This is a genomic window from Novosphingobium sp. DS6-6 (assembly GCF_057784975.1).
Map to the genome: position 1 here is coordinate 13,178 of NZ_JBYNTS010000013.1, position 21,100 is coordinate 34,277.

Annotated in this window: 24 protein-coding genes; 9 read left to right on the plus strand and 15 right to left on the minus strand. The window is 65.2% G+C overall.

Annotation, left to right across the window (positions count from 1 at the left end):
• Positions 1-33 precede the first annotated feature (33 nt).
• The gene (locus AC3EDY_RS13870; RefSeq protein ID WP_488573094.1) at positions 34-351 is read right to left on the minus strand and encodes an FYDLN acid domain-containing protein; all 318 of its coding nucleotides are present in this window, start codon (positions 349-351) and stop codon (positions 34-36) included.
• Between the two features lie 218 nt (positions 352-569).
• Here AC3EDY_RS13870 and aroA point away from each other — a divergent pair, with 218 nt between their 5' ends.
• The 8 genes from aroA (at position 570) to AC3EDY_RS13910 (ending at position 7,285) form a co-directional block, all read left to right on the plus strand.
• Positions 570-1,892: a 3-phosphoshikimate 1-carboxyvinyltransferase gene (gene aroA, locus AC3EDY_RS13875; protein WP_488573160.1), complete on the plus strand. Its 1,323-nt coding sequence runs from the start codon at positions 570-572 to the stop codon at positions 1,890-1,892.
• Positions 1,893-1,920: 28 nt separating this feature from the next.
• Complete coding sequence (locus tag AC3EDY_RS13880; RefSeq protein WP_488573095.1) at positions 1,921-2,556, plus strand: (d)CMP kinase; 636 nt, start codon at positions 1,921-1,923, stop codon at positions 2,554-2,556.
• Between the two features lie 100 nt (positions 2,557-2,656).
• Positions 2,657-3,142: a PilZ domain-containing protein gene (locus tag AC3EDY_RS13885; protein WP_488573096.1), complete on the plus strand. Its 486-nt coding sequence runs from the start codon at positions 2,657-2,659 to the stop codon at positions 3,140-3,142.
• A 70-nt stretch (positions 3,143-3,212) separates the two neighbouring features.
• A complete protein-coding gene (locus tag AC3EDY_RS13890) occupies positions 3,213-4,373 on the plus strand; it encodes an acyltransferase family protein (protein WP_488573097.1) in 1,161 nt (386 codons plus the stop codon).
• Between the two features lie 142 nt (positions 4,374-4,515).
• Entirely contained in the window at positions 4,516-4,878 is a 363-nt protein-coding gene (gene rpsF / locus AC3EDY_RS13895) for a 30S ribosomal protein S6 (RefSeq protein ID WP_488573098.1), read from the plus strand.
• 3 nt (positions 4,879-4,881) lie between these two features.
• The gene (gene rpsR, locus AC3EDY_RS13900) at positions 4,882-5,106 is read left to right on the plus strand and encodes a 30S ribosomal protein S18 (protein WP_011445073.1); all 225 of its coding nucleotides are present in this window, start codon (positions 4,882-4,884) and stop codon (positions 5,104-5,106) included.
• Positions 5,107-5,118: 12 nt separating this feature from the next.
• On the plus strand, positions 5,119-5,712 hold the full coding sequence (gene rplI / locus AC3EDY_RS13905; RefSeq protein ID WP_488573099.1) for a 50S ribosomal protein L9: 594 nt from the start codon (positions 5,119-5,121) through the stop codon (positions 5,710-5,712).
• Between the two features lie 109 nt (positions 5,713-5,821).
• The gene (locus AC3EDY_RS13910; RefSeq protein ID WP_488573100.1) at positions 5,822-7,285 is read left to right on the plus strand and encodes an AMP nucleosidase; all 1,464 of its coding nucleotides are present in this window, start codon (positions 5,822-5,824) and stop codon (positions 7,283-7,285) included.
• 15 nt (positions 7,286-7,300) lie between these two features.
• Here the strand turns inward: AC3EDY_RS13910 and AC3EDY_RS13915 are convergent, their stop codons facing one another.
• From AC3EDY_RS13915 to AC3EDY_RS13930, 4 genes are all read right to left on the minus strand, one after another.
• Positions 7,301-7,822 (minus strand): YbjN domain-containing protein, encoded by a 522-nt coding sequence (locus AC3EDY_RS13915; protein WP_488573101.1) that lies wholly within the window; start codon positions 7,820-7,822, stop codon positions 7,301-7,303.
• A 180-nt stretch (positions 7,823-8,002) separates the two neighbouring features.
• A complete protein-coding gene (locus AC3EDY_RS13920; RefSeq protein WP_488573102.1) occupies positions 8,003-9,832 on the minus strand; it encodes a M2 family metallopeptidase in 1,830 nt (609 codons plus the stop codon).
• Positions 9,833-9,905: 73 nt separating this feature from the next.
• The gene (locus AC3EDY_RS13925; protein WP_488573103.1) at positions 9,906-10,682 is read right to left on the minus strand and encodes an alpha/beta fold hydrolase; all 777 of its coding nucleotides are present in this window, start codon (positions 10,680-10,682) and stop codon (positions 9,906-9,908) included.
• Positions 10,682-11,467, minus strand: coding sequence for a sulfite exporter TauE/SafE family protein (locus AC3EDY_RS13930; protein WP_488573104.1), 786 nt, complete (start codon positions 11,465-11,467; stop codon positions 10,682-10,684). The genes AC3EDY_RS13925 and AC3EDY_RS13930 overlap by 1 nt, the downstream gene beginning before the upstream one ends.
• 293 nt (positions 11,468-11,760) lie before the next feature.
• Here AC3EDY_RS13930 and AC3EDY_RS13935 point away from each other — a divergent pair, with 293 nt between their 5' ends.
• Positions 11,761-12,408 (plus strand): hypothetical protein, encoded by a 648-nt coding sequence (locus AC3EDY_RS13935; protein WP_488573105.1) that lies wholly within the window; start codon positions 11,761-11,763, stop codon positions 12,406-12,408.
• An 82-nt stretch (positions 12,409-12,490) separates the two neighbouring features.
• Here the strand turns inward: AC3EDY_RS13935 and AC3EDY_RS13940 are convergent, their stop codons facing one another.
• From AC3EDY_RS13940 to ffh, 10 genes are all read right to left on the minus strand, one after another.
• A complete protein-coding gene (locus tag AC3EDY_RS13940) occupies positions 12,491-13,516 on the minus strand; it encodes an aspartate-semialdehyde dehydrogenase (RefSeq protein WP_488573106.1) in 1,026 nt (341 codons plus the stop codon).
• Positions 13,517-13,614: 98 nt separating this feature from the next.
• Positions 13,615-15,885, minus strand: a complete 2,271-nt coding sequence (locus AC3EDY_RS13945) for a S9 family peptidase (protein ID WP_488573107.1) — start codon at positions 15,883-15,885, stop codon at positions 13,615-13,617.
• Positions 15,886-15,980: 95 nt separating this feature from the next.
• Positions 15,981-16,361 (minus strand): 50S ribosomal protein L19, encoded by a 381-nt coding sequence (gene rplS, locus AC3EDY_RS13950; protein WP_488573108.1) that lies wholly within the window; start codon positions 16,359-16,361, stop codon positions 15,981-15,983.
• A 3-nt stretch (positions 16,362-16,364) separates the two neighbouring features.
• Positions 16,365-17,243 carry a tRNA (guanosine(37)-N1)-methyltransferase TrmD gene (gene trmD, locus AC3EDY_RS13955; protein WP_488573109.1) on the minus strand — a complete coding sequence of 293 codons (879 nt, stop codon included), beginning with the start codon at positions 17,241-17,243 and terminating at the stop codon, positions 16,365-16,367.
• A gap of 40 nt (positions 17,244-17,283) precedes the next feature.
• Positions 17,284-17,634 (minus strand): hypothetical protein, encoded by a 351-nt coding sequence (locus tag AC3EDY_RS13960; RefSeq protein ID WP_488573110.1) that lies wholly within the window; start codon positions 17,632-17,634, stop codon positions 17,284-17,286.
• Entirely contained in the window at positions 17,631-18,017 is a 387-nt protein-coding gene (locus tag AC3EDY_RS13965) for a PIN domain-containing protein (protein ID WP_488573111.1), read from the minus strand. Before AC3EDY_RS13965 ends, AC3EDY_RS13960 begins: the two co-directional genes overlap by 4 nt.
• A complete protein-coding gene (locus AC3EDY_RS13970; RefSeq protein WP_488573112.1) occupies positions 18,017-18,307 on the minus strand; it encodes an AbrB/MazE/SpoVT family DNA-binding domain-containing protein in 291 nt (96 codons plus the stop codon). Before AC3EDY_RS13970 ends, AC3EDY_RS13965 begins: the two co-directional genes overlap by 1 nt.
• 27 nt (positions 18,308-18,334) lie before the next feature.
• Positions 18,335-18,823 (minus strand): ribosome maturation factor RimM, encoded by a 489-nt coding sequence (gene rimM, locus AC3EDY_RS13975; RefSeq protein ID WP_488573113.1) that lies wholly within the window; start codon positions 18,821-18,823, stop codon positions 18,335-18,337.
• A gap of 16 nt (positions 18,824-18,839) precedes the next feature.
• On the minus strand, positions 18,840-19,274 hold the full coding sequence (gene rpsP / locus AC3EDY_RS13980; protein ID WP_488573114.1) for a 30S ribosomal protein S16: 435 nt from the start codon (positions 19,272-19,274) through the stop codon (positions 18,840-18,842).
• A 38-nt stretch (positions 19,275-19,312) separates the two neighbouring features.
• Entirely contained in the window at positions 19,313-20,815 is a 1,503-nt protein-coding gene (ffh, locus tag AC3EDY_RS13985) for a signal recognition particle protein (protein ID WP_488573161.1), read from the minus strand.
• Positions 20,816-21,100: the final 285 nt, after the last annotated feature.

Below are 21,100 nucleotides of genomic sequence, written 5' to 3' on the forward strand. Positions count from 1 at the left end.
GCAGGGACACGCGCGGCGGCCGGTGCCATCGCGTCAGTTCTCTTCGTCCTCGCCGTCGTGCGCGCCGACGCCCAGATCGTCGTCACCGCCCAGATCCACATCGTTGTCGGGCGAATCGCCGTCATCGTCGATGTCCAGATCCTCGTCGGCCAGATCGACGTCCGCAACGCTTTCGACCTTCTCCTTCTGAATTTCCTCATAAGGAATCGGCTGCTTGGATTTCAGCACCGGCTCGGGATGCCAGGCATACTTGCATTCAACGCACGTTACCGGATCGGCATTACCGAGGTCGTAAAAGCGGGTGCCGCATTTCGGACAGCTATGCTTGGCGCCCCATTCAGGCTTGACCATGAAAAATCCTCGAAAAGTTCGCCCGCTGCCGTGGCACGGACCGAAACCAAAAAAGCCTCTTGGGGGCGCATCGCCCGGAAATCAAGCGTGCACAACACAGACGGCGGCGCGCGCCTTGCCATAGTGGCCGCGCGCTGTCAAAAGCCGCGCGTTTTTGCAGCTTCCTTTTGCAAGCAGGAAAGAGCGATCTCTTGAGCAGCCACGCCGATCCCGCCCTCATGCGCCCTCGCCGCTTTGCTGCCCAGGGGCCACTCAAGGGCCGGATTCGCGTGCCGGGCGACAAGTCGATCAGCCACCGCTCGATCATGCTGGGCGCGCTGGCGGTGGGCGAAACCCGCGTGACCGGCCTGCTCGAAGGTGAAGACGTGCTGTCCACTGCTGCGGCCATGCGGGCCATGGGCGCCGCTATCGAACGCCAGCCGGATGGCGACTGGCTGGTGGCGGGGGTTGGCGTGGGCGGCCTGCTGCAACCGGCGGGTGCGCTCGACATGGGCAATTCGGGCACGTCCACCCGCCTGCTCATGGGCCTGGTTGCCAGCCATCCCATCACCACCTGCTTCATTGGCGATGCCAGCCTGTCGCGGCGGCCGATGGGCCGGGTGATCGATCCGCTGTCGCAGGCGGGCGCGCGCTTCACCGCCTATCCCGGCGGGCGCCTGCCGTTGCTCGTCGAAGGCGCGACAACGCCGGTTCCGCTCACCTACCGCCTGCCGATCGCCTCGGCGCAGGTCAAAAGCGCGGTGCTTCTCGCAGGGCTCAACACGCCGGGGATCACCACGGTGGTTGAGCCGGTGCCCACCCGCGACCATTCCGAACGGATGCTCAAGGGCTTCGGCGCCGATCTGTCGGTCGACATCGCGGCGGACGGCGCACGCGTGATCCGCCTGCGTGGCGAGGCCGACCTGCAGCCGCAGGCGATCACCGTGCCGGGTGATCCTTCGTCTGCCGCATTCTTCGTGGTGGCGGCCCTCATCGTGCCGGGATCGGATCTGGTGATCGAAAACGTCGGCCTCAATCCCACCCGCGCCGGGCTGTTCGACGTACTGCGCCAGATGGGCGGCAACATCGAGGAACTCGACCGTCGCGACGTGGGCGGTGAGCCGGTGGCAGACCTGCGCGTGCGTGCATCGGTCCTTTCGGCCATCGATGTCGATCCGGCAGTCGTGCCCAGCATGGTCGATGAATTTCCCGTGCTGTTCGTCGCCGCTGCCCATGCCGGCGGCCGCACCGTCACGCGCGGGCTGGAAGAATTGCGCGTGAAGGAATCGGACCGGATCACGGTGATGCGCGTGGCGCTGGAACAGGCCGGCGCGCGGGTTCTCGAAACCGAAGACGGCCTGATCATCGACGGCAGCGGCGGAGAACCGCTGCGCGGCAGTGCCGACCAGCCGGTGGCGACGCATCTCGATCATCGCATCGCCATGGCCATGGCCGTGGCTGGCCTTGCCAGCGCCAATGGCGTGGAGGTGGACGACACCCGCCCCATCGCCACCAGTTTTCCCGCGTTCGAACAACTGATCGCCACGGCCACCGGGCAATGATTCCGGTGCGCGAGCAAGGAAAACGATCATGACGATCATCGCCATCGACGGCCCGACCGCCTCGGGCAAAGGCACGATCGCCCGCGCGCTCGCCGCCCATTTCGGGCTGCCGCACCTCGATACCGGCCTGCTCTACCGGGCCGTGGGCCGCCAGGTGGCGCTGAACGGCGGCGACCCCGACGATCCTGCCGCCGCCCTGGCCGCGACGGCCTTTCCCGAAAACCTGCTTGCCGATCCCGAACTGCGCTCCGAACAGACCGGCGGGCTTGCCAGCCGGGTATCGATCCACCCGGGGGTGCGGGCCGCCCTGCTGGCGCGGCAGCAGGCCTTTGCCGATCAGCCCGGCGGCGCCGTGCTCGACGGGCGCGATATCGCCACGGTGATCGCGCCGCATGCCCAGGCCAAGCTGTTCGTCACCGCCAGCGTCGCTGCCCGCGCGCTGCGCCGCTGGGCGGAAATGACGGCGCAGGGCCGCAGCGTCAGCCGGGAAGAGATCGAAGCGGACCTGGCCGCCCGCGATGCCCGCGATGCCGGCCGCGCCACCGCACCGTTGCGTCAGGCACCCGATGCGGCGCTGCTCGACACGTCTGCGCTGGGCCGTGAAGCGGCCATCGCCGCGGCCATTGCGCTGGTGCAAAAGCAGTTGGACGCTGCCAGAAGTTAACCCCACGCTACGCAGCTATCCTTATTGCTTTTCCGCTCTGAAAGGCTCGGCACCGTTGCCGTTCTTCCGTTGCACGACGCACCTTGCAACGGAGAACATCATGTTTCGCAAGCAGGAATTGAGCGAATCCGCGTTGCGTGAGGGTGGCCCCGGCGCGTCTGCCACAATGTCTGCAGACGAAGCGCAAACCCGCCGCTTTCCCCGGATCGGCGTGCAGATGCCAGTGCGGATCAAGCATGGGGCGGTGCGCGGCACGGTCATGCTCAAGGACCTGACGCCATACGGCGCGCGGATCGAGGGGCTGGCAAAGCAGCGCATCGGCGAGCCCATCACGCTTATGCTGCCGGGGTTGAAACCCAAGCTGGCGTTCATCGCCTGGTCCGAACCGATGACGTCGGGCCTGGAATTCGATCACCCGCTGCACGAGGCCGTGTTTGCCGCGCTGATCAGCGATTTCGCTGTCGGCCATCATCGGCGCATGGCCATGGGCCGCATGCGCGACATGGCCGATACCGCGCCCCTGGCCGATATGCGGCCCGCCGATGCGGCGCCCGCAGCAAACGATCGGACGCAGCGCGCTGCTTGACGATAGACGCGCGGGCGCGGGGCAGTTAGGGGCAGGCCATGCGCCCTGCCCCGCCCGCCCCGCGTCTCTGATGATGCAACGCCTTCATCATCTCGATGCGGCGCGTGCCATGCTGCTGCTGCTGGGCATTCCCTATCACGTAGGCACTACGGCCACGATGGTGCTGTCGCCCGGCCTGCCCGCTTGGGTGGCCAACCCGCTGCTGGGGATCGGCCTTTCGCTGATCCACACGTTCCGCATGTCGGCCTTCTTCATCCTCGCCGGCTATTTTTCGGGCATGGCCAGCGCACGGCGCGGGCGCCTGCCCTGGCTGAAAGACCGGATGCTGCGCGTGGCCGTGCCGCTCATCGCCAGCATCGCCAGCCTGGCGGTGATCCAGTACTATCTGAAAGTCGCGCTTTCGGACCTGTGGGCGCCGGGTCTCTATGGCTGGCCACTGGCTTTCGAGCACCTGTGGTTCCTTATCGTCCTCCTCGGCTTTGTCTTCACCTATGCCCTGCGCCCGGCCCGCGCCCGGGTGCCCGACAGCGTCTGGCGCCTGCTGCTGGGGCTCGATCGCGGCACCTGGGTGGTTGCGCTTGCGGCGCTCGCGGCCTGGGGTGCGTGGCTGGCCTGGGCAGCCCAGATGCTGGGCCTGCAGGATAACGAAGCCGTTTTCGAACAGGAACTCCTGCTGCGTTATTGCCAGTATCTGCCTGCTTTCACGCTGGGTGCGCTGGGCTGGCGGCTGGCGCTGGGCAACCGTCTTTTCGCATTCGAAGGCCGCTGGCCATGGATCGTGTCGGCGCCGCTGCTGCTGGGGCACTTCCTGCTCGATCCGCTGGTGCGCCCGCATCTGGGCTGGCCGCCCGATCTCTCCCCGCCGCTGCGCGTGCTCGACGGGGCGCTGGCCAGTGCGCTGAGCTATGCCGTGTCGCTAGCCGTCTTCCGCATGCTGGCCCGGCTGTTCGACCGCCCCAGCCGTGCCGTCTCGTTCCTGGTCGACGGGGCGATGACGATCTACCTGTTCCACATGATCGTGACGATGCTGACGATCCTGGCGATCGTCAGGCTCGGTGCGGCAAGCTGGCCTTTTCCCACCGTGCAATGGATGGCGCTCAGCGTGCTGGTGCTGGGCCTTTCGATCCTGCTGTTCCTGGCGGTGCGGCGCGTGCCGGTGTTTTCGGTGGTGTTCAGCGGGCAGCGCCCGGGCGCGCGCAGACGGGCGGATGGCGCGGCCATTACGGGCTGAACGTCTTGCATTCCGGCCGGGAACGGCTAAGGGCCACTCTCCCGGCCGGCGAATCGCCGCGGGAAACCCGAAGAAAGCCGGAGGGGCCCCGCAATCCCGCGGACAAGCCAGCGATCGGTTAGACTGATAAAGGACGCGAAGCATGCCGCTTTACGAGCATGTGTTTCTGGCGCGCCAGGATCTGAGCCAGGCTCAGGTCGATGCGCTTGCCGCTACCGCCACCGAAATCGTGGAATCGAACCAGGGCAAAGTCACCAAGACGGAAACCTGGGGTCTCCGTTCGCTGGCTTACAAGATCCAGAAGAACCGCAAGGCGCATTTCGTGATGCTCAACATCGATGCTCCCGCGGGCGTCGTGGCCGAGCTGGAACGCCAGACCGCGATCAACGAAGACGTCATCCGCTTCATGACCGTGCGCGTCGAAGAACACGAAGCCGGCCCGTCGGTGATGATGCGCAAGAACGACCGCGAGCGCAGCCGCCGCCGCGAACGCGAAGGGGAATAAGCCATGGCTCGTCCGTTTTTCCGCCGTCGCAAGAGCTGCCCGTTTTCGGGCAAGAACGCTCCGAAGATCGACTACAAGGACGTGCGCCTGCTTCAGGGCTTCATGTCCGAACGTGGCAAGATCGTCCCGTCGCGCATCACCGCCGTTTCGGCCAAGAAGCAGCGTGAGCTGAGCCAGGCGATCAAGCGCGCCCGGCACATCGGCCTCCTGCCCTACATCGTGAAGTAAGGAGCGCCAGCCATGCAGATCATCCTGCTCGAGCGCATCGAAAAGCTCGGCCACATCGGCGATGAAGTGTCCGTCAAGGACGGCTACGCCCGCAACTTCCTGTTGCCGAACAAGAAGGCGCTGCGCGCCAACGCCGCCAACCGCAAGGTTTTCGAAGCCAACCGCGCCCGTATCGAGGCCGAAAACGCCGCTCGCCGCGACGAGGCCCGGGCCGAAGCCGGCTCGGTGGAAGGCAAGGAAGTGGTGCTCATCCGCGCCTCGTCCAATTCCGGCCAGCTTTATGGTTCGGTTTCGGTGCGCGATATCGTCGAAGCCCTGGTCGCTGCCGGCGCCAAGGTCAGCAAGTCGATGATCGTGCTCGAACGCCCGATCAAGAGCATCGGCGTGTTCGACGTGCGCGTATCCCTGCACCCCGAAGTGTCGGTCAACGTCAAGGTCAACGTCGCCCGCTCTGCCGACGAGGCCGAGCTGCAGTCGAAGGGTGTCGACGTGATCGACGCCATGTTCGAAGGCGAGACCGGCGGCTTTACCGAAGAATATGATCCCAATGCCGAACCGGGCGAGATCCCGGCCGAGCTGCTGGAAGAGGGCGAGGCGCAGGCCTGATCCTTTCCTGCCGTTCCGGTATCGGCAAAAAAAGGCGTCCCGGCGGGGCGCCTTTTTTCTTGGTGCCGCGTGCCCTTGCGCTGTCACCAAGCTGCGCTAAACCGGCTGGATGACCGCAAGCGAAACTTTCACCGCCGCCTCTCCTTCCGCCATCATCGCCGAACTGACAGACCGCCACGATGCGGCCTGCGCGCGGTTGAGGGCCGATATCACCCGCTATATCGCGGATGGCACATTGCCTGATCCTGCTGCGCGCCGGGCCGGGGTCTATTGCTATCCCGAACTGCGGCTGCACTTTTCCGGGGTCAGCCACGGCACCGCGGCCGGGCGCGCGTTCGGCCGCCTGACGCGGCCCGGCACTTATGCGACGACGATCACCCGCCCCACGCTGTTTGCCGATTACCTGGCAGAGCAGCTGGGCCTGCTGATGGTGGATTACGACGTCACGCTGGAAGTGACCACGTCGACGCAGGAAATCCCCTTTCCCTATGTCGTCGATGGCAGCCTGGGCTTCGGCACCGTTTCGCCCAACGAACTGGCCATGTATTTCCCGACGACGGACCTCGCGCATATTGGCGACGAAATCGCCGATGCGCTCGATCCCAGCCTGGATGGCGGCACCGGTGCCGCGCCGCTCGCCCTGTTCGACGGGCTGCGCACGGATTTCAGCCTGGCGCGTCTGGCGCACTATACCGGCACCAACCCGGCGGATTTCCAGCGCTATATCCTGTTCACCAACTATCACCGCTATGTCGACGAATTCGTCGACTGGGCCGGGCGGCAACTGGGGCAGGACGATTTCGTCGCGCTGACCGGCGCGGGGGGCCTTGCCCTGGACGCCCATACGCCCAACGCGCGTGACCGGCTGTCGGACACGGCCTGGCGGCGCCATCAGATGCCGGCCTATCACCTGATCCGCCCCGATCGTTCCGGCATCACGCTGGTCAACATCGGGGTCGGCCCGTCCAATGCCAAGACGGTGTGCGATCACCTGGCCGTGCTGCGCCCCGAAGCCTGGTTGATGATCGGCCACTGCGGCGGGCTGCGCCCCACCCAGAAGATCGGCGACTATGTGCTGGCCCACGCCTATCTGCGCGATGACCACGTGCTTGACGATGTGCTGCCGCCGGAAATTCCCGTGCCGGCCATTGCCGAAGTGCAGGTTGCGCTGGCCCAGGCGGCCGAAGTAGTCAGCGGCAGCGGCGGCGCCGATCTCAAGACCCGCATGCGCACCGGCACGATCGTGACCACCGACGATCGCAACTGGGAACTGCGCTATGCCCATTCCGCCCGCCGCCTCAGCCTGAGCCGGGCGGTGGGGATCGACATGGAAAGCGCCACGATCGCCGCGCAGGGCTATCGGTTCCGCGTGCCCTATGGCACGCTGCTATGCGTGTCGGACAAGCCGCTGCACGGCGAAATCAAGCTGCCAGGCCAGGCCAACCGGTTCTACGAGGAAGCGATTGCCGCCCACCTTGAAATCGGCACGACCGCCTGCGCTCTGCTGCGCGCCGAAGGCGAGCGGCTGCACAGCCGCAAGTTGCGCGCGTTCAACGAGCCGCCGTTCCGGTAAGCCAATGAAAAGAGGTCAGCGCGCGATGCTGGCCAATTGCGGGTGGCCGGTAGTGGGAAACACTTCGCTGCCGATCGTATCGAGCGCCATGCGATAGGATTTGACGACCATCGCAAAGACCGAGGTATCGATCCCGCTGCCGGTGATGACATCCCATGAAACGGTCACCGACTTGTCCGCCGCGACGGAGACGGCGCCAAAACGGTTGGCGTTGACAAAAGCTACCGCCTTTTCGGCATCGAACGGCCGTTCGGGATGAAAACTGCTGGAAAATTGCAGTGACTGGCAGGCGCCGTGAGTCACGTCGTTGCAATCGTAGAACACCACTTGCGAACGCCAGTTGCCGATGGTCGCGGTAACCAGCGGATCGCCGGACGGGTCCTGACTCAACACGGCATCATAGCCCTGCGCCTTGAGCGCGGTGACGACGCTGGCCGGCGTCATCGCCGAAACCGTTTCCGCCCGCGCAGACGGCGCGGTGGCGATCATGACGCCGCCAACGACAGCACAGGCTATGGCAGGGAGTTTAATCTCCATCCCGGCATCCTCTTTATGCATACTTATTTATTGACATCACGGTCTCATATTCGCCCCATGCTGGCAAGCCGGTAAATTCACAGCGCTGCCAGCTCTTTAGAGCGCGGACATGAAAAAGGGCGGGACCCTTCAGCGAGTCCCGCCCTCTTCCGGCGGCAATGATCCCTGATGCGGCCGGGCTTACCAGCCGCAGTCCTTCCCGGCGTTCTGCTTCCTCAGCCAGGCAGACAACGGCGCGAAATAGCGCAGCATGGCATCGCCGCTCATCGTGCGCGTACCGGCGAACGCTTCCAGCGCGTCGGGCCACGGCTTCGACGCACCCATCTTGAGCATCGCATCGAGTTTGGCACCCACCCTGGCGTTGCCGTAGAAGCTGCAACGATGCAGCGGTCCCTTCCAGCCCGCTTCCCTGCAAGCGGCCTCGTAGAACTGGAATTGCAGGATAGCGGCCAGAAAATAGCGGGTATAAGGCACGCCGGCCGGCACATGGTATTTCGCGCCGGGGTCAAAGGCGTCGGCTCCACGTGGCCCCGGTGGCACCACGCCCTGATAGGACAGGCGCATGTCGTTCCAGGCCTTTTCGTAATCGGCCGGCGCGATCTGGCCGGAAAAGACGCCCCAGCGCCAGCGGTCGATCAACAGACCGAAAGGCAGGAACGCCACCTTGTCCATCGCCTGATGGAGCAAAAGGCCGATATCCTTGTCCGGCCCCGGCACCTTGGCCGGATCGAGCAGGCCCAGCTTGACCAGGTAATCGGGCGTGATCGACAGCGCCATGGTATCGCCGATCGCCTCGTGGAAGCCGTCGTTGGCCCCTTCCATGTACCAGCGCGAAGGCTGGATATTGTAGGCGCGCTGATAGAAGTTGTGGCCCAGTTCGTGGTGGATCGTCGCGAAATCGGTTGCGTCCACCTTGATGCACATCTTGATGCGCAGATCGTCGACATTGTCGATGTCCCAGGCCGAGGCATGGCAAACGACATCGCGATCGCGGGGCTTGGTGAACTGCGAACGCTGCCAGAACGTGGCCGGCAGGGGCTTGAACCCCAGCGAGGTATAGAAGCCTTCCCCGGCCTTCACCATCCTGATCGCGTCATAACCCTTGTCCCTGAGCAGGCCGGTCAGGTCATAGCCGATGTCGCCCACGCCCTGCGGCACGGCGATGTCATAGATGCCGCCCCACTGCTGTGCCCACATGTTGCCCAGCAGATCGGCGCGGATCGGCCCCTTGCCAGGCTGCACCGCATCGCCATACTTGGCATTCAGCTTGCCGCGGACATAGCAGTGCAACTGCTGATAGAGCGGGCGCACTTCGCCCCAGATCTTTTCCGTCAGCGCGGCGAACTGGTCGGGGCTCATGTCATAGTTGGCGCGCCACAGGGCACCGGTATCGGCATAACCGAGTTCGCGCGCGCCGGCGTTGGCAATTTCGACCATCCGGGCATAGTCCGCCTTCATCGGCGTGCCGACGTTGTCGTGCCATGACAGCCACATTTCCTTCAGCTCTTCCGGGTTGCGATTGGTGGCCATCGCTTCCTCGATATCGCTGCCGTTGATCGGCTGGCCGCGCAGCGTGCCATGACCTTTGCCGTAGATCCCCTGAACACGCGCCTCCAGCGCGGAAAACTCCTCCGCCGCACCGGGCGTCGAAGGCGCCGGGCTGGTGATCTGGGTGCGGATCATCGTCAGCTTGCGCAGCGTTTCGGGCGAAAGCCCCGGGACCCTGGCAAAGTCCGCGGCCTGTTTGGCCTGGGCAACCTGAAGCGTGCTGGTCGCCGCACCGGCATCGGCAGTGATCTGCGCCGTATCGCCGTTGATATAGGTTTCATAAACCCAGTCGGCACGGCCGGCCGCAACGGTCTGGGCGGCAAAGGCCTTGTCCGCCTGGGCCAGCCAGGCATCGACATCGGCCGGGGTTGCCGCAGCAGGCGCGGCGATCGTGGCGGCTTGCGCGACTGGTGCGCCCAGTGCGGCCGCCGCAAGCGCAAGGGTGGAAACGAAAGTTTTCATGAACGAACACTCCCTAAGCGGGTGCCGGCCCTGGCCGGTCATGGCTGCTGGGTGCCGTCCAACTATCGGCAGGTCAAGCTGATCCGGCCAAAAACGAAACCAGTTCCGCGCCCAGTTCGGGCCGGGTGACACAGCCCAGGTGCGTGCCGGGAATGGTGGCCCGGCGCGCATCGGGCAAAACCTCGGCCAGCTTGTCGGCCGAACCGTTGTCGTTGTCCTGGTCTCCGCACAAGACCAGCGTGGGCATGGTGATGGCGGCCAGCGCGGCCGGCTCGGTATCTTCCATGGCCCCCAGCAGCAGGCGCGCCGCCACGCGGTCCACACCGCTGCTTTTCAGGAACTGTTGCGAGAGATAGGCCGGATCGCCCGGTCGGATCGTGCCGAACCGGTCGATCACGTCACGGAAGAAGGCCATGCGGCGGTTCCAGCCCGCCAACCCTTCCAGCCCCATGCCGGCCAGCACCAGGCGGCGCGGGGCCATTCCGGCGATCACGGCTCGTGCCGCCGTGCGCGCGCCCAGCGAAAAGCCCACCAGATCGAACGCATCGAGGCCCAGATGCCCGATCAGGGCCTGCACATCGCGAACCAGCACATCGGCGGGATAGGCATCCGGCGCATGCGGGGCCGCGCTTTGCCCATGGGCGCGCAGATCGGGCATCAGGCAACGGAAGCCGGCCTGCGCCAGCCGCGCGGCCGTGCCGAACTTGATCCAGTTGATTTCGGCCGAGGAAAACAGGCCATGCAGCAGGACGACCGGCCGCCCCGCCCCCGCCCCCGCCTGAGCGGCAATCTCGTGCAGCGCCAGCATGGCGCCATCGAAACTTTCGAACGAAGTGGTGGTCTGTTCCATCAGCTCAGCAACCGAATCCCGGAAACCAGCAGTACCGCGGCAAGCGCCGGGCGCAGAATACGATCCGGTGCGCGGGTGGACAACAGGCTGCCGATGATCACGCCGGGAATGGAGCCCAGAAGCAAGGCCCCCAGCAACGGCAGGTTGACGCCGCCCATAAGCCAATGGCCAAAGCCGCCGACCAGTGTCAGCGGCACGGCGTGGGCGATGTCGCTGCCCACGATGCGGCCGACGCGCAGACCGGGATAAAGCAGAAGCAGCGCCGTCACCCCGATGGCGCCGGCGCCGACGGACGACAGCGTAACCGCCACCCCCAGCATCATGCCCAGCAGCACCGTGGCCCACGGCGCACGAGCAGCGGCTGCATCCTCGCTTTCGCGGTGGCGCGCGAAAGCGGCGATCTGCTTTTGGAACAGCGTTGCCAGCGAAGTGAGGATCAACATCACGCCCAACACCAGCAACATGATCTTGTTGGCGGCTTCCGGCGGCTTGCCCAGGCTGGAAATGACCGCCAGAGTGATCACCGCCGCCGGCACGCTGCCAGAAGCGAGCCGCGCCACGATGCGCCAGTCCACGCTGGCACGCTTGCCGTGCACCGCCGAACCGACCACTTTGGTGATCGAGGCGAACAGCAGGTCGGTGCCCACCGCCGTTCCGGGATTGACCCCGAAGATCAGCACCAGGATCGGCGTCATCAGCGAGCCGCCGCCCACACCCGTAAGGCCCACCAGCGTGCCGACCAGCAAGCCGGCAACCGCATGCAGGGCGTCGAAGTGTTCCAGCATTATGCCTCCCGCAACGTGCAAGGACCGGTCCGACCCTTGGCCTGCGGCCATACGGGGGCAGAGTGTGCCTGGGCAATGCCTGATGCATCAATCTCTAGTTTGGGGGTTGGCATTCTTTCTTTTGCGGCGCGCCTGACACCACGGCCGCCAACGGCTCACCGCACCCCGAAAACGGCGCCGCGCCCGCCTGCCCCGCCCTGGAGACAAAGCGAAAAGCCGGGGGAACGGTTCGGCCCGCGTTGCGGTTCTCCGCCCACGATGGCTGCAATGCCCACCACAGATGGAGAGGTCCCATGACCAAGACGAAGCTTGTCGCGCCGTTGCTGGCGGCCAGCGCACTGATCGCCGGTTACTCGGCACCTGCCCACGCCGCCGGCAAGGCGGAACGCGCCCGCCAGGCGATTGCCGCGGCCCAGGCCAAGATCGACACGGCCGAACAGCTCGGCACCGCGGAATATCATCCGGGCGAAACCGCCGAAGCCAAGGCGGCGCTCGCCCATGCCAGGGAAAATCTGGCGGCAGGCCAGAAGCCCGAAGCGATCGACGAGGCGATCCGCGCGCAGGCGCTTGCCGATACCGCAATCGGCCTCTTGCAGAAGCGCAAGGCCGAAATGGCGGACAACCAGGCGGCTGCAGCCGCCGCTGTCGCCAATGCGCAGACGCAGGCCGCCGTGGCGCAGCAGCAGGCTGACGCGGCCAACGCCCGGGCCGACGCTGCCGCCGTTGCGGCGCAGTCGTCTGCCGCCGATGCCGCCGCCGCCCGCCAGGCAGCAGCCGTGGCACTGACGGCCCCGCAGCCCGCGCCGGCCACGGTCGAAACCACCGTGACCACACAGGGCGCTGCCCGCGCGCCTGCCAAGAAAGTGACCGTCAAGAAAACCGCGCGCCGTACAGCTTCGGCGGCCGGCACGGTGACGACGACGACGCGGATCAGCCAGTAAGGCAGATCGCTTCTTGCAAAGGCGGTCGAAAAGCCCCGGTGACTTGCGGGTACCGGGGCTTTTCACGCTGGCTGTGGCCCGCTCAGCCTTTCTTCAGATGCCGGCGCCCCAGCAATTCGGCGATCTGCACGGCATTGAGCGCGGCGCCCTTGCGCAGGTTGTCGGAAACGCACCACAACGACAGGCCGGAATCAACCGTCGGGTCTTCGCGCACGCGCGAGACATACGTGGCATAATCGCCCACGCATTCGATCGGCGTGACATAGCCGCCGTTCTCGCGCTTATCGACCAGCATGACGCCCGGTGCCTCACGCAGGATGTCCTGGGCTTCGGTTGCCGAAATCTCGTCTTCGAATTCGAGATTGATCGCCTCGGAATGGCCGATGAACACCGGCACGCGCACGCAGGTTGCCGTCACCTTGATTTTCGGATCGAGGATCTTCTTGGTTTCGGCCACCATCTTCCACTCTTCCTTGGTCGATCCATCGTCCAGGAACGTGTCGATGTGCGGGATCACGTTGAACGCGATCTGCTTGGTGAACTTTCTGGGCTCCACCTGGTCACCCACGAAGATCGCACGGCTCTGTTCGAACAGCTCGTCCATGCCGTCCTTGCCGGCACCGGAAACCGATTGATAGGTGGCGACGACCACCCGCTTGATCCTGGCCTTGTCGTGCAGCGGCTTGAGCGCCACCACCATCTGCGCGGTCGAGCAGTTGGGATTGGCAATGATGTTGCGCGCGGTATAGCCGTCGATCGCGTCGGGGTTCACTTCGGGCACGATCAGCGGCACGTCCGGGTCCATGCGGTAGAGCGACGAGTTGTCGATCACCACGCAACCTTGCGCAGCGGCCTTGGGCGCATAGATCTTGGTCGGCGCCGAGCCTGCGGCGAACAGCGCGATGTCCCAGCCGGTGAAATCGAAATGCTCGACGTTCTGGACTTTCAGCTTCCTGCCGGTCTCGCCGAAATCGATCTCGGTCCCCTGCGAGCGCGAAGAGGCCAGCGCGGCGATCTCGTCGATCGGGAATTCGCGCTCGGCCAGGATGTTGAGCATCTCGCGGCCGACATTGCCCGTCGCACCCACCACTACAACCCGATAACCCATGGTAACTTACACTCCCTTGCGGGCGCCTTGCGCGCGCCCGTTCCTTAGCGGCTGGTGCCAACCAGCCAAGCGAAAGGGCCTATTGCCCTGGAAACGTGTCATTTGCCTGTCCCTGCACCGTTCCTGTCGAGGAAGCGGAACATGGTTTCGTAAAGATGCTGGCTTACCTTGGGCCCGCTGATACGGTGGGTATAGCCAGGATAGAGCATCATTTCGAACGGCACGGCCTGCGCCTGCATCCTGGCGATCAGCACCGAACTGTTCTCGAACACCACGTTGTCATCGGCCATGCCATGCACCAGCAGCAGCGGATCGCGGATCTGCCCGGTCTGCTCCAGCGCGCCGGCCGCCCGGTAAACCTCGGGAACCTCTTGCGGATTGCCCAGGTAACGCTCGGTATAGGCCGTATCGTAAAGCTCCCACCGGGTAACGGGCGCGACGGCAATGCCCGCCGCCCAGACACCGGGATGCGCTTCCAGCATCTTGATCGTCATGTAGCCGCCATAGGACCAGCCGAACGTGCTCACCCGCGCCGGGTCTACATAGGACTGGCGTTTCAGCCATTGCGCGCCGGCGAGCTGGTCTTCCACTTCCACCGTGCCCATCGCATGCCAGATCGGGCTGGCGAAATCGACGCCGCGGTTTTCCGACCCGCGATTGTCCAGCGCGAAATAGATATAGCCCTTGGCGACGATCGCCTGGGCCAGCGCACCCTGCCATCCCTTGTGCACCACGTTGGCGCTGGGGCCGCCGTAATGAAACGTGAACACCGGGTAACGTCTGCCGGCTTCCATCGGCGGGGCAATCATCATGTAGTGCAACGGCGTGCCGTCGGCAGCGGGGATCGTGCCGAAAGTGGCCGGGCGATGCGCCGCCAGATAGGGGGCATAGGCGTGGCCGCCATCCAGCCTGTTTTCCTCGATCCAGGCCAGGCGCTTGCCGTCCGCGTCGGCCAGATAGGATTGCGGCGGCTGCGTGTCGGCGCTGCGCGTGACGATGAGAGTCCGCCCCTTGCTGTCCATGCTTGCCGCGTTGTCGAAGGCAGGGTCGGTCAGCCGCGTGATCTTTTCGGGATTCTTCAGCGACAGGGCATAGATCTGGCCGGCCAGCACGTCATCGCGGGTGCCGGCAAAGAACACGCGCCCGGCCTTCTGGTCCACGCCGACCAGATCGGTCACTACCCAGTCGCCGCTGGTAAGCTGCCGCCACTTCCCGTTGCTGAAATGATAGAGATGGCCAAAGCCATCGCGTTCCGACCACCAGATCAGGCTGCCGTCCTGCAGGAAACGATAATTGCTGGACAGGTTGATCCAGCTCTTCTCGCGCGCCCGCTCGGTAAACAGCATGCGCGCGCTGCCCGTCGCCGGGTCGACAGCCAGCATGTCGAGCCTGGTCTGCGCGCGGTTGAGCCGCTGGACATAGAGCGTCTTGCCATCGCGCGCCCAGTCGACCCGCGCCAGATAGATGTCCTGGCCGCCTTGATCGAGGCCGGCGCCAAGATCCACCGGCACCCGGTGGTCACCATCGGCGTCCATCAGCCACAGCGAGACATCGGCATTGGCCTGCCCTGCGGCGGGATAGCGCTGGTCGTAAGTACGCGTACCGTCGGCCCCGATCGCCGCACGCGTTACCACGCCCACCGCCGCCTCGTCGAACCGTTCCACCGCCAGGCGCTGTTCATCGGGCGCCCACCAGAATCCGGTCATGCGGCCAAGCTCTTCCTGGGCCACGAATTCGGCTTCGCCCCAGTGCACGGTATCGGCGGTTTCCGCAGGGGTGATCGCACGCGGCGCATCCTTGCCATCCACCGGCGCGGTCCACAGCCGCCGGTCGCGCACGAAAGCCAGATGCTTTGCCAGCGGTCCCAGGCGCGGGTTCAGTTCGTTGCCCGTCGTGCCGCCAATGCGGCGCACCGTGCCATCGAGCCCGGCAAGCAGCAGATCGCCATCGAGGGGAACCAGCACGCTCTTGCTATCGCTGGCCCAGTCATAGCTGACGATGCCTTTCAGATCGCCGATGCGCTGGCGCTCACGTTGCATCTTTTCCGCCTCGCTCAGCACGCGGCCGGACGAGAGCTTGAGCGAATCGACCAGCATCGACCATGTGCCGGTCTGGCGGTCGAAGCCCCACAGGTCGAATCGCTGGCGGTCGTCGCTGCGGTTCCTGAGCAAAGTGAGATAACGCCCGTCGGGCGAAACCTGCACGCCGCGCGGGCTCGGCCCGTTAAGCGAAGGGCTGGCGAAAACGCGCTCGAACGTCAGCGCCGGGGACCGGGCCGCGGTCACGGGCGGGGCGTCCGCCGGGGCGGCATCAGCACAAGCGGGCGCACAGGCGAGCGCCGCGGCCAGCAGGGAGAGACGAAAACGCATGGCAATGGGCTGTTCCCGATAAGCAAAAAAGGCGCCCTGGCGGATCTGCCAGGACGCCTTTCTCACGGTCTTTTCCGTGTCGCGGCGGTGGCTTCTCAGCCTTCCTGGCCGGCGCGTACTTCGCGCCGTTCGGCAATGCGGGCGCTTTTGCCGGTGCGGCCGCGAAGGTAATAAAGCTTCGCACGACGCACCACGCCCCGACGGACGACGGTAATCGAATCGATGTTGGGCGAATAGAGCGGGAACACGCGCTCCACGCCTTCGCCGAACGAAATCTTGCGCACGGTGAAGTTCGAGCCCAGGCCACGGTTGGAACGCGCGATCACCACGCCTTCATAGGCCTGAACGCGGGTGCGGTCGCCTTCGACAACGCGCACGCCCACACGGACGGTGTCGCCGGCGCGGAATTCGGGAATGGACTTGTTCGCCTTGAATTCGGCGATGGCTTCAGCTTCAAGCTGCTGAATCAGGTTCATTTTTCAAACGTCCTGCACTTTTTGCCGCGCGCCAGAGGCAGGCTGGGCCCGAACGCCGACATGGCGCTCCCAAAGGTCCGGCCTGCGTAACCGTGTATCGTTCTCTGCCACGGCTTGGCGCCAGGCAGCGATCTTCGCATGATCCCCCGATCGCAGCACTTGCGGGATCGTGCGCCCTTCCCATTCCTGGGGGCGGGTATAGTGGGGATATTCGAGCAGCCCGTTTTCGAACGACTCTTCATGCCCACTGGAAGCCGCGCCCATTACGCCGGGAAGCAGGCGAATGCAAGCATCCAGCAGCATCAGCGCGGCACATTCGCCACCCGAAAGGATAATGTCGCCAACCGAGACTTCCTCCACCTGCCGCCCTGCGAAAATGCGCTCGTCAAACCCCTCGAACCGCCCGCACACCACGATCACCCCCGGCCCCGCCGCCAGTTCGCGCACCCGCGCCTGCGTCAATGGTCGCCCGCGCGGTGTCATGGCGATGACGGGTGTTTCCCCCCCGCCCCGGAGAGGGGGGCCAGTCACAGGCTGGTGGAGGGGATTCGCATCCTCAAGCGCCGTTTCAGGCGGAGAGTCCCCTCCACCACCGCCTGCAGCTCTGGCCCCCCTCCCCGCATCAGGGAGGATCTTTTCCGCCATCATCTCGCGCGCATGGTCGATCGCCCTGGCCAGCACATCCACGCGCAATACCATCCCCGCCCCGCCACCGGCCGGCGTATCGTCCACGGTGCGATGCCTGTCGGCGGCAAAATCCCTGATTTGCACGGGATCGAGCGTCCACTTGCCCTCCGCCAGCGCCCGCCCCGCCAGGCTCACCCCCAGCGGCCCGGGAAACATCTCGGGATATAGCGTGAGAACGGCAGCGTGGAAGGTCATGGAAAATTCTCGTTCGATTTCGCTGCCTGACAGCGACACATCACGAAAACGTGTCGTGCGGTTCAAGCCGTGGGTGGCACCGTCCAGCATGCCAGCCGGCCATTCCACCACTTGGCGCGGCAATCAACATTATAAGCAACGACAGAGGCGTCAGCACGGCAAACGAGCGCTGCGGTGCATCATCAAGAGAACCGGAAGGTTGTGCCAATAGCGCAATCAATCCCACTAACCACAACAAGGTTAGGGCCATTGGAACGAGTGCAATCCCCAAACCCACCAGGCGACGCACCGACCAACTCGGACGCTTCCCCGCCACTATGCGCATAACAATAAACTGAAACGCCAGCAGAATTCCAAAAAGGCCGGCCAAGACAGACAGCGCAATCATCACTCCGCCCAGTTCTCGATCTTCAACCCCGGCACATCGGCAAAATCGCGCGCATTGCGCGTCACCAGCGTCAGTCCGTGATGCACAGCCTGAACCCCGACAAGCCGATCAAAGCTTTTGCCCCGCACGCCAATGGCACGCACGATCTCGCCATGGCGCCGCGCGCAGGCCATGTCGAAATCGAGCTTTGCCACGCCGGCCACGAAGATATCGATCTTCTGTGCATCCCGCCCAGGATCGGTCGAAGTGCGGATGCCGGCCATCAATTCCGCAACCGATATCATGGAAACGAACAGCTTGCCGAAATTCTCACCCATGCGCGCGGCGAGTGGCTCGCTGCGCCCGGCCAGAAAATCGATGCAGGCGTTGGTGTCGAGCAGGTACATCAGGCTGCTGCGGGATGCCCGGGCGTTTCGGGCCAGTCCGTTTCGGGCCAGTCATAGCCGCCCTGCTCGGTATCGCCGCGCCCCTGCGCCATGAAGCCTTCGGACACGCTGCCGAAAAGCCGCAGGAAAGCCTCTCGCGATTGCGCTTTCCGCCAGGCGGTCATGCTGCCATCGGCATGCGGAACCACGACGAGTTCCTCGCCCGCCTCGATGCCAAGCCCCTTTGGCAGGCGCAGGGCCACCGAATTGCCGGACTTGAAGCTTCGGACCGTGAATTGCTCCGCCGTCACAGCCTCCATATATCCCGAGCGGATATACTATTCCGCGTAAAGTGCGTCAATCACCAGGCGGCTTGCATTCCACTCCGGCACGGCTTCCACGCGCATGGGCACCATGAAGCGTTTGCCGTCGGGGCGTTCGATATCAAGCACGTCGCCCGCGCCATAGTTGTCCACGCCCACGCAGGTGCCGAGCACGGTGCCGTCGGTGGAATGGGCGGGCAGTCCGATCAGGTCGGCGTGATAATACTCGCCCTCGCCAAGCGGCGGCAGGGCCGAGCGCGGCACGGTGAGCGCGGTCCCGCGCAGGGCTTCGGCGGCGTTGCGCGTGGTCACTTCGGCAAAGCGCGCGATCGCGCCACCCTTGCCGTCGTCGCGCAGTTTTTGCAGCGTAAGCGTGCCGCCGTTGAACGCCTTGTAAGCTTTCAACGCGGCCACGCCGTCTCCAAACAGCTTGAGACGCACTTCGCCGGCCACGCCATGCGCGCCGGCGATGGCGGCAAGCGTGACCGGGCGATCGTGCGTCATGTCGCCGGTTTCAGCCTCAGGCTTCGGTGGCTTCTGTGGCTTCCGGGGCTTCAGCGGTTTCGGCAGCGTCAGCCGTCGGTTCGGCGCTGGCAGCGGCGGCGGCTTCGGCCGCAGTGGCAGCCTTTTCAGCCTTGTCCTCGGCGCGTTCCTTGGCCTTCTTGCCGGGCTCACCCTTTTGCGGGTTGCTGGTGGCGGCGCGCTCCTTGATGCCGGCCTTGTCCAGCAGGCGGGCAACGCGATCGGTCGGCTGGGCGCCAACGCCAAGCCAGTAGCGCACGCGGTCCTCGACCAGGCGCACGCGATCCGCGGCGTCCTTGCCAAGCAGCGGATTGTAGGTGCCCACCTGTTCAAGATACTTGCCATCGCGCGGGGCGCGGCTGTTGGACGCGACGATCTTGTAATAGGGGCGCTTCTTGGAACCGCCACGCGACAGACGCAGAGAAACAGACATTCGATTACCTTTCGACTAAACGCAAAATCCGCAAAAAATCATTTCTTCTTGAGCAGGTCCGCCAGATTGGAGGGCAGGCCACCATTGCCCAGCCCCGGCAGGCCACCGGCACCGCCGCCGCCCATACCACCGCCGCCCATACCGCTCAGGCCACCACCAAGGCCGCCCATCTGGTCAAGCCCCGGCATGGCCGCGCCAAGGCCGCCCTTGCCGAACAGCGCCCCCAGGCCCTTGAGGCCACCCATCTTCTTGATCTGCTTCATGGCCTTGGCCATTTCCATATGCATTTTCAGAAGTTTGTTGACGTCCTGCACGGTCGTGCCCGATCCCTTGGCCACGCGGATCTTGCGCTTGGCATTGAGCAGTTCGGGCCTGGCGCGTTCCTTGATCGTCATCGATCCGATGATCGCATCCATGTGCAGCAACACCTTGTCGTCCATGCCCGACGCGGCCATCGCCTGCTTGGCCTTTTTCATGCCGGGCATCAGGCCGGCAAGCGCGCCGAGGCCGCCCATGCGCTGCATCTGCTGCAGCTGCATGCGCAGGTCGTTCATGTCGAACTGGCCCTTGGCCATGCGCGCGGCAAGCTTTTCGGCTTCGTCGTGCTGGATCGTCGCGGCCGCCTTTTCGACGATCGAGACGATATCGCCCATGCCCAGGATGCGGCCCGCCACGCGCTCGGGCTGGAACTGTTCGATGGCGTCGAGCTTTTCGCCCGTGGCGGCGAACTTGATCGGCTTGCCCGTCACCGCGCGCATGGAAAGCGCCGCGCCGCCGCGGGCATCGCCGTCCATGCGGGTCAGCACCACGCCGGTCAGATCGACTTCACCGGCAAAGGCCTGCGCCACGTTGACCGCGTCCTGGCCGGTCAGCGAGTCGACGACGAGCAGGGTTTCCTTCGGCACCGAAATGGCGGCCACGGCCTTCATTTCGCTCATCAGCGCCTGATCGACATGGAGGCGCCCGGCGGTATCGAGCAGCAGTACGTCCACCGCCTGAAGCCTGGCCGCATGCACCGCGCGGGTGGCGATCTCCACCGGAGACTGCCCCGGCACGATCGGCAGGGTGGCAACGCCGGCCTGCTCGCCCAGCACCTTGAGCTGCTCCTGCGCGGCCGGACGATTGACGTCGAGCGACGCCATCAACACCTTCTTACCGCGCTTTTCCTTGATCAGCTTGCCGATCTTGGCCGTGCTGGTGGTCTTGCCCGAACCCTGCAGGCCGACCATCATGATCACCACCGGCGGGGTTGCCGCAAGGTCGAGGTCGGCCGTCTCGCTGCCCAGCATTTCGACCAGGGCATCGTTGACGATCTTGACGACCTGCTGCCCGGGCGTCACCGACCGGAGCACCGACTGGCCTATCGCCTGCTCGGTCACGCGGTCGATGAAGCGGCGCACCACCGGCAGGGCCACGTCGGCCTCCAGCAAGGCAATGCGCACTTCGCGCATGGCGGCGCGCACGTCGTCCTCGGAAAGCGCGCCGCGCCCGCGCAGGCGGTCGAATACACCGCCAAGCCGGTCGGAAAGACTGTCGAACACGCGCTGCTCCAATGCCAAAACAGACGCCACGGACCGATAACGCGAAAAACGCCGGTGGGCGAAACCTCGCCGACCAGCGTGCGCCATCGACAAGAGGCGTACGAAACGAATCTGCGCCGGGGCCGGCAACTGCCCGCCCATGCAGAGCGCGGCCCATACCCGCCACCCTGCCGGATTGCAACCCCGGCGCGACGGGAAAAGCCGCGTTTCCGGCGGACGGGCGGCCTTAACCAATATTTCAATAGCCCGCCATAAAAGTTCCCGGAGCGGGAAACAGAGGGGCCT

Excerpts from the sequence above, each read along its gene's own strand:
- AC3EDY_RS13870 (WP_488573094.1), bottom strand. The coding sequence starts at position 351 with ATGGTCAAGCCTGAATGGGGCGCCAAGCATAGCTGTCCGAAATGCGGC.
- aroA (WP_488573160.1), top strand. The coding sequence starts at position 570 with ATGCGCCCTCGCCGCTTTGCTGCCCAGGGGCCACTCAAGGGCCGGATT.
- AC3EDY_RS13880 (WP_488573095.1), top strand. The coding sequence starts at position 1,921 with ATGACGATCATCGCCATCGACGGCCCGACCGCCTCGGGCAAAGGCACG.
- AC3EDY_RS13885 (WP_488573096.1), top strand. The coding sequence starts at position 2,657 with ATGTTTCGCAAGCAGGAATTGAGCGAATCCGCGTTGCGTGAGGGTGGC.
- AC3EDY_RS13890 (WP_488573097.1), top strand. The coding sequence starts at position 3,213 with ATGATGCAACGCCTTCATCATCTCGATGCGGCGCGTGCCATGCTGCTG.
- rpsF (WP_488573098.1), top strand. The coding sequence starts at position 4,516 with ATGCCGCTTTACGAGCATGTGTTTCTGGCGCGCCAGGATCTGAGCCAG.
- rpsR (WP_011445073.1), top strand. The coding sequence starts at position 4,882 with ATGGCTCGTCCGTTTTTCCGCCGTCGCAAGAGCTGCCCGTTTTCGGGC.
- rplI (WP_488573099.1), top strand. The coding sequence starts at position 5,119 with ATGCAGATCATCCTGCTCGAGCGCATCGAAAAGCTCGGCCACATCGGC.
- AC3EDY_RS13910 (WP_488573100.1), top strand. The coding sequence starts at position 5,822 with ATGACCGCAAGCGAAACTTTCACCGCCGCCTCTCCTTCCGCCATCATC.
- AC3EDY_RS13915 (WP_488573101.1), bottom strand. The coding sequence starts at position 7,822 with ATGGAGATTAAACTCCCTGCCATAGCCTGTGCTGTCGTTGGCGGCGTC.
- AC3EDY_RS13920 (WP_488573102.1), bottom strand. The coding sequence starts at position 9,832 with ATGAAAACTTTCGTTTCCACCCTTGCGCTTGCGGCGGCCGCACTGGGC.
- AC3EDY_RS13925 (WP_488573103.1), bottom strand. The coding sequence starts at position 10,682 with ATGGAACAGACCACCACTTCGTTCGAAAGTTTCGATGGCGCCATGCTG.
- AC3EDY_RS13930 (WP_488573104.1), bottom strand. The coding sequence starts at position 11,467 with ATGCTGGAACACTTCGACGCCCTGCATGCGGTTGCCGGCTTGCTGGTC.
- AC3EDY_RS13935 (WP_488573105.1), top strand. The coding sequence starts at position 11,761 with ATGACCAAGACGAAGCTTGTCGCGCCGTTGCTGGCGGCCAGCGCACTG.
- AC3EDY_RS13940 (WP_488573106.1), bottom strand. The coding sequence starts at position 13,516 with ATGGGTTATCGGGTTGTAGTGGTGGGTGCGACGGGCAATGTCGGCCGC.
- AC3EDY_RS13945 (WP_488573107.1), bottom strand. The coding sequence starts at position 15,885 with ATGCGTTTTCGTCTCTCCCTGCTGGCCGCGGCGCTCGCCTGTGCGCCC.
- rplS (WP_488573108.1), bottom strand. The coding sequence starts at position 16,361 with ATGAACCTGATTCAGCAGCTTGAAGCTGAAGCCATCGCCGAATTCAAG.
- trmD (WP_488573109.1), bottom strand. The coding sequence starts at position 17,243 with ATGACCTTCCACGCTGCCGTTCTCACGCTATATCCCGAGATGTTTCCC.
- AC3EDY_RS13965 (WP_488573111.1), bottom strand. The coding sequence starts at position 18,017 with ATGTACCTGCTCGACACCAACGCCTGCATCGATTTTCTGGCCGGGCGC.
- rimM (WP_488573113.1), bottom strand. The coding sequence starts at position 18,823 with ATGACGCACGATCGCCCGGTCACGCTTGCCGCCATCGCCGGCGCGCAT.
- rpsP (WP_488573114.1), bottom strand. The coding sequence starts at position 19,274 with ATGTCTGTTTCTCTGCGTCTGTCGCGTGGCGGTTCCAAGAAGCGCCCC.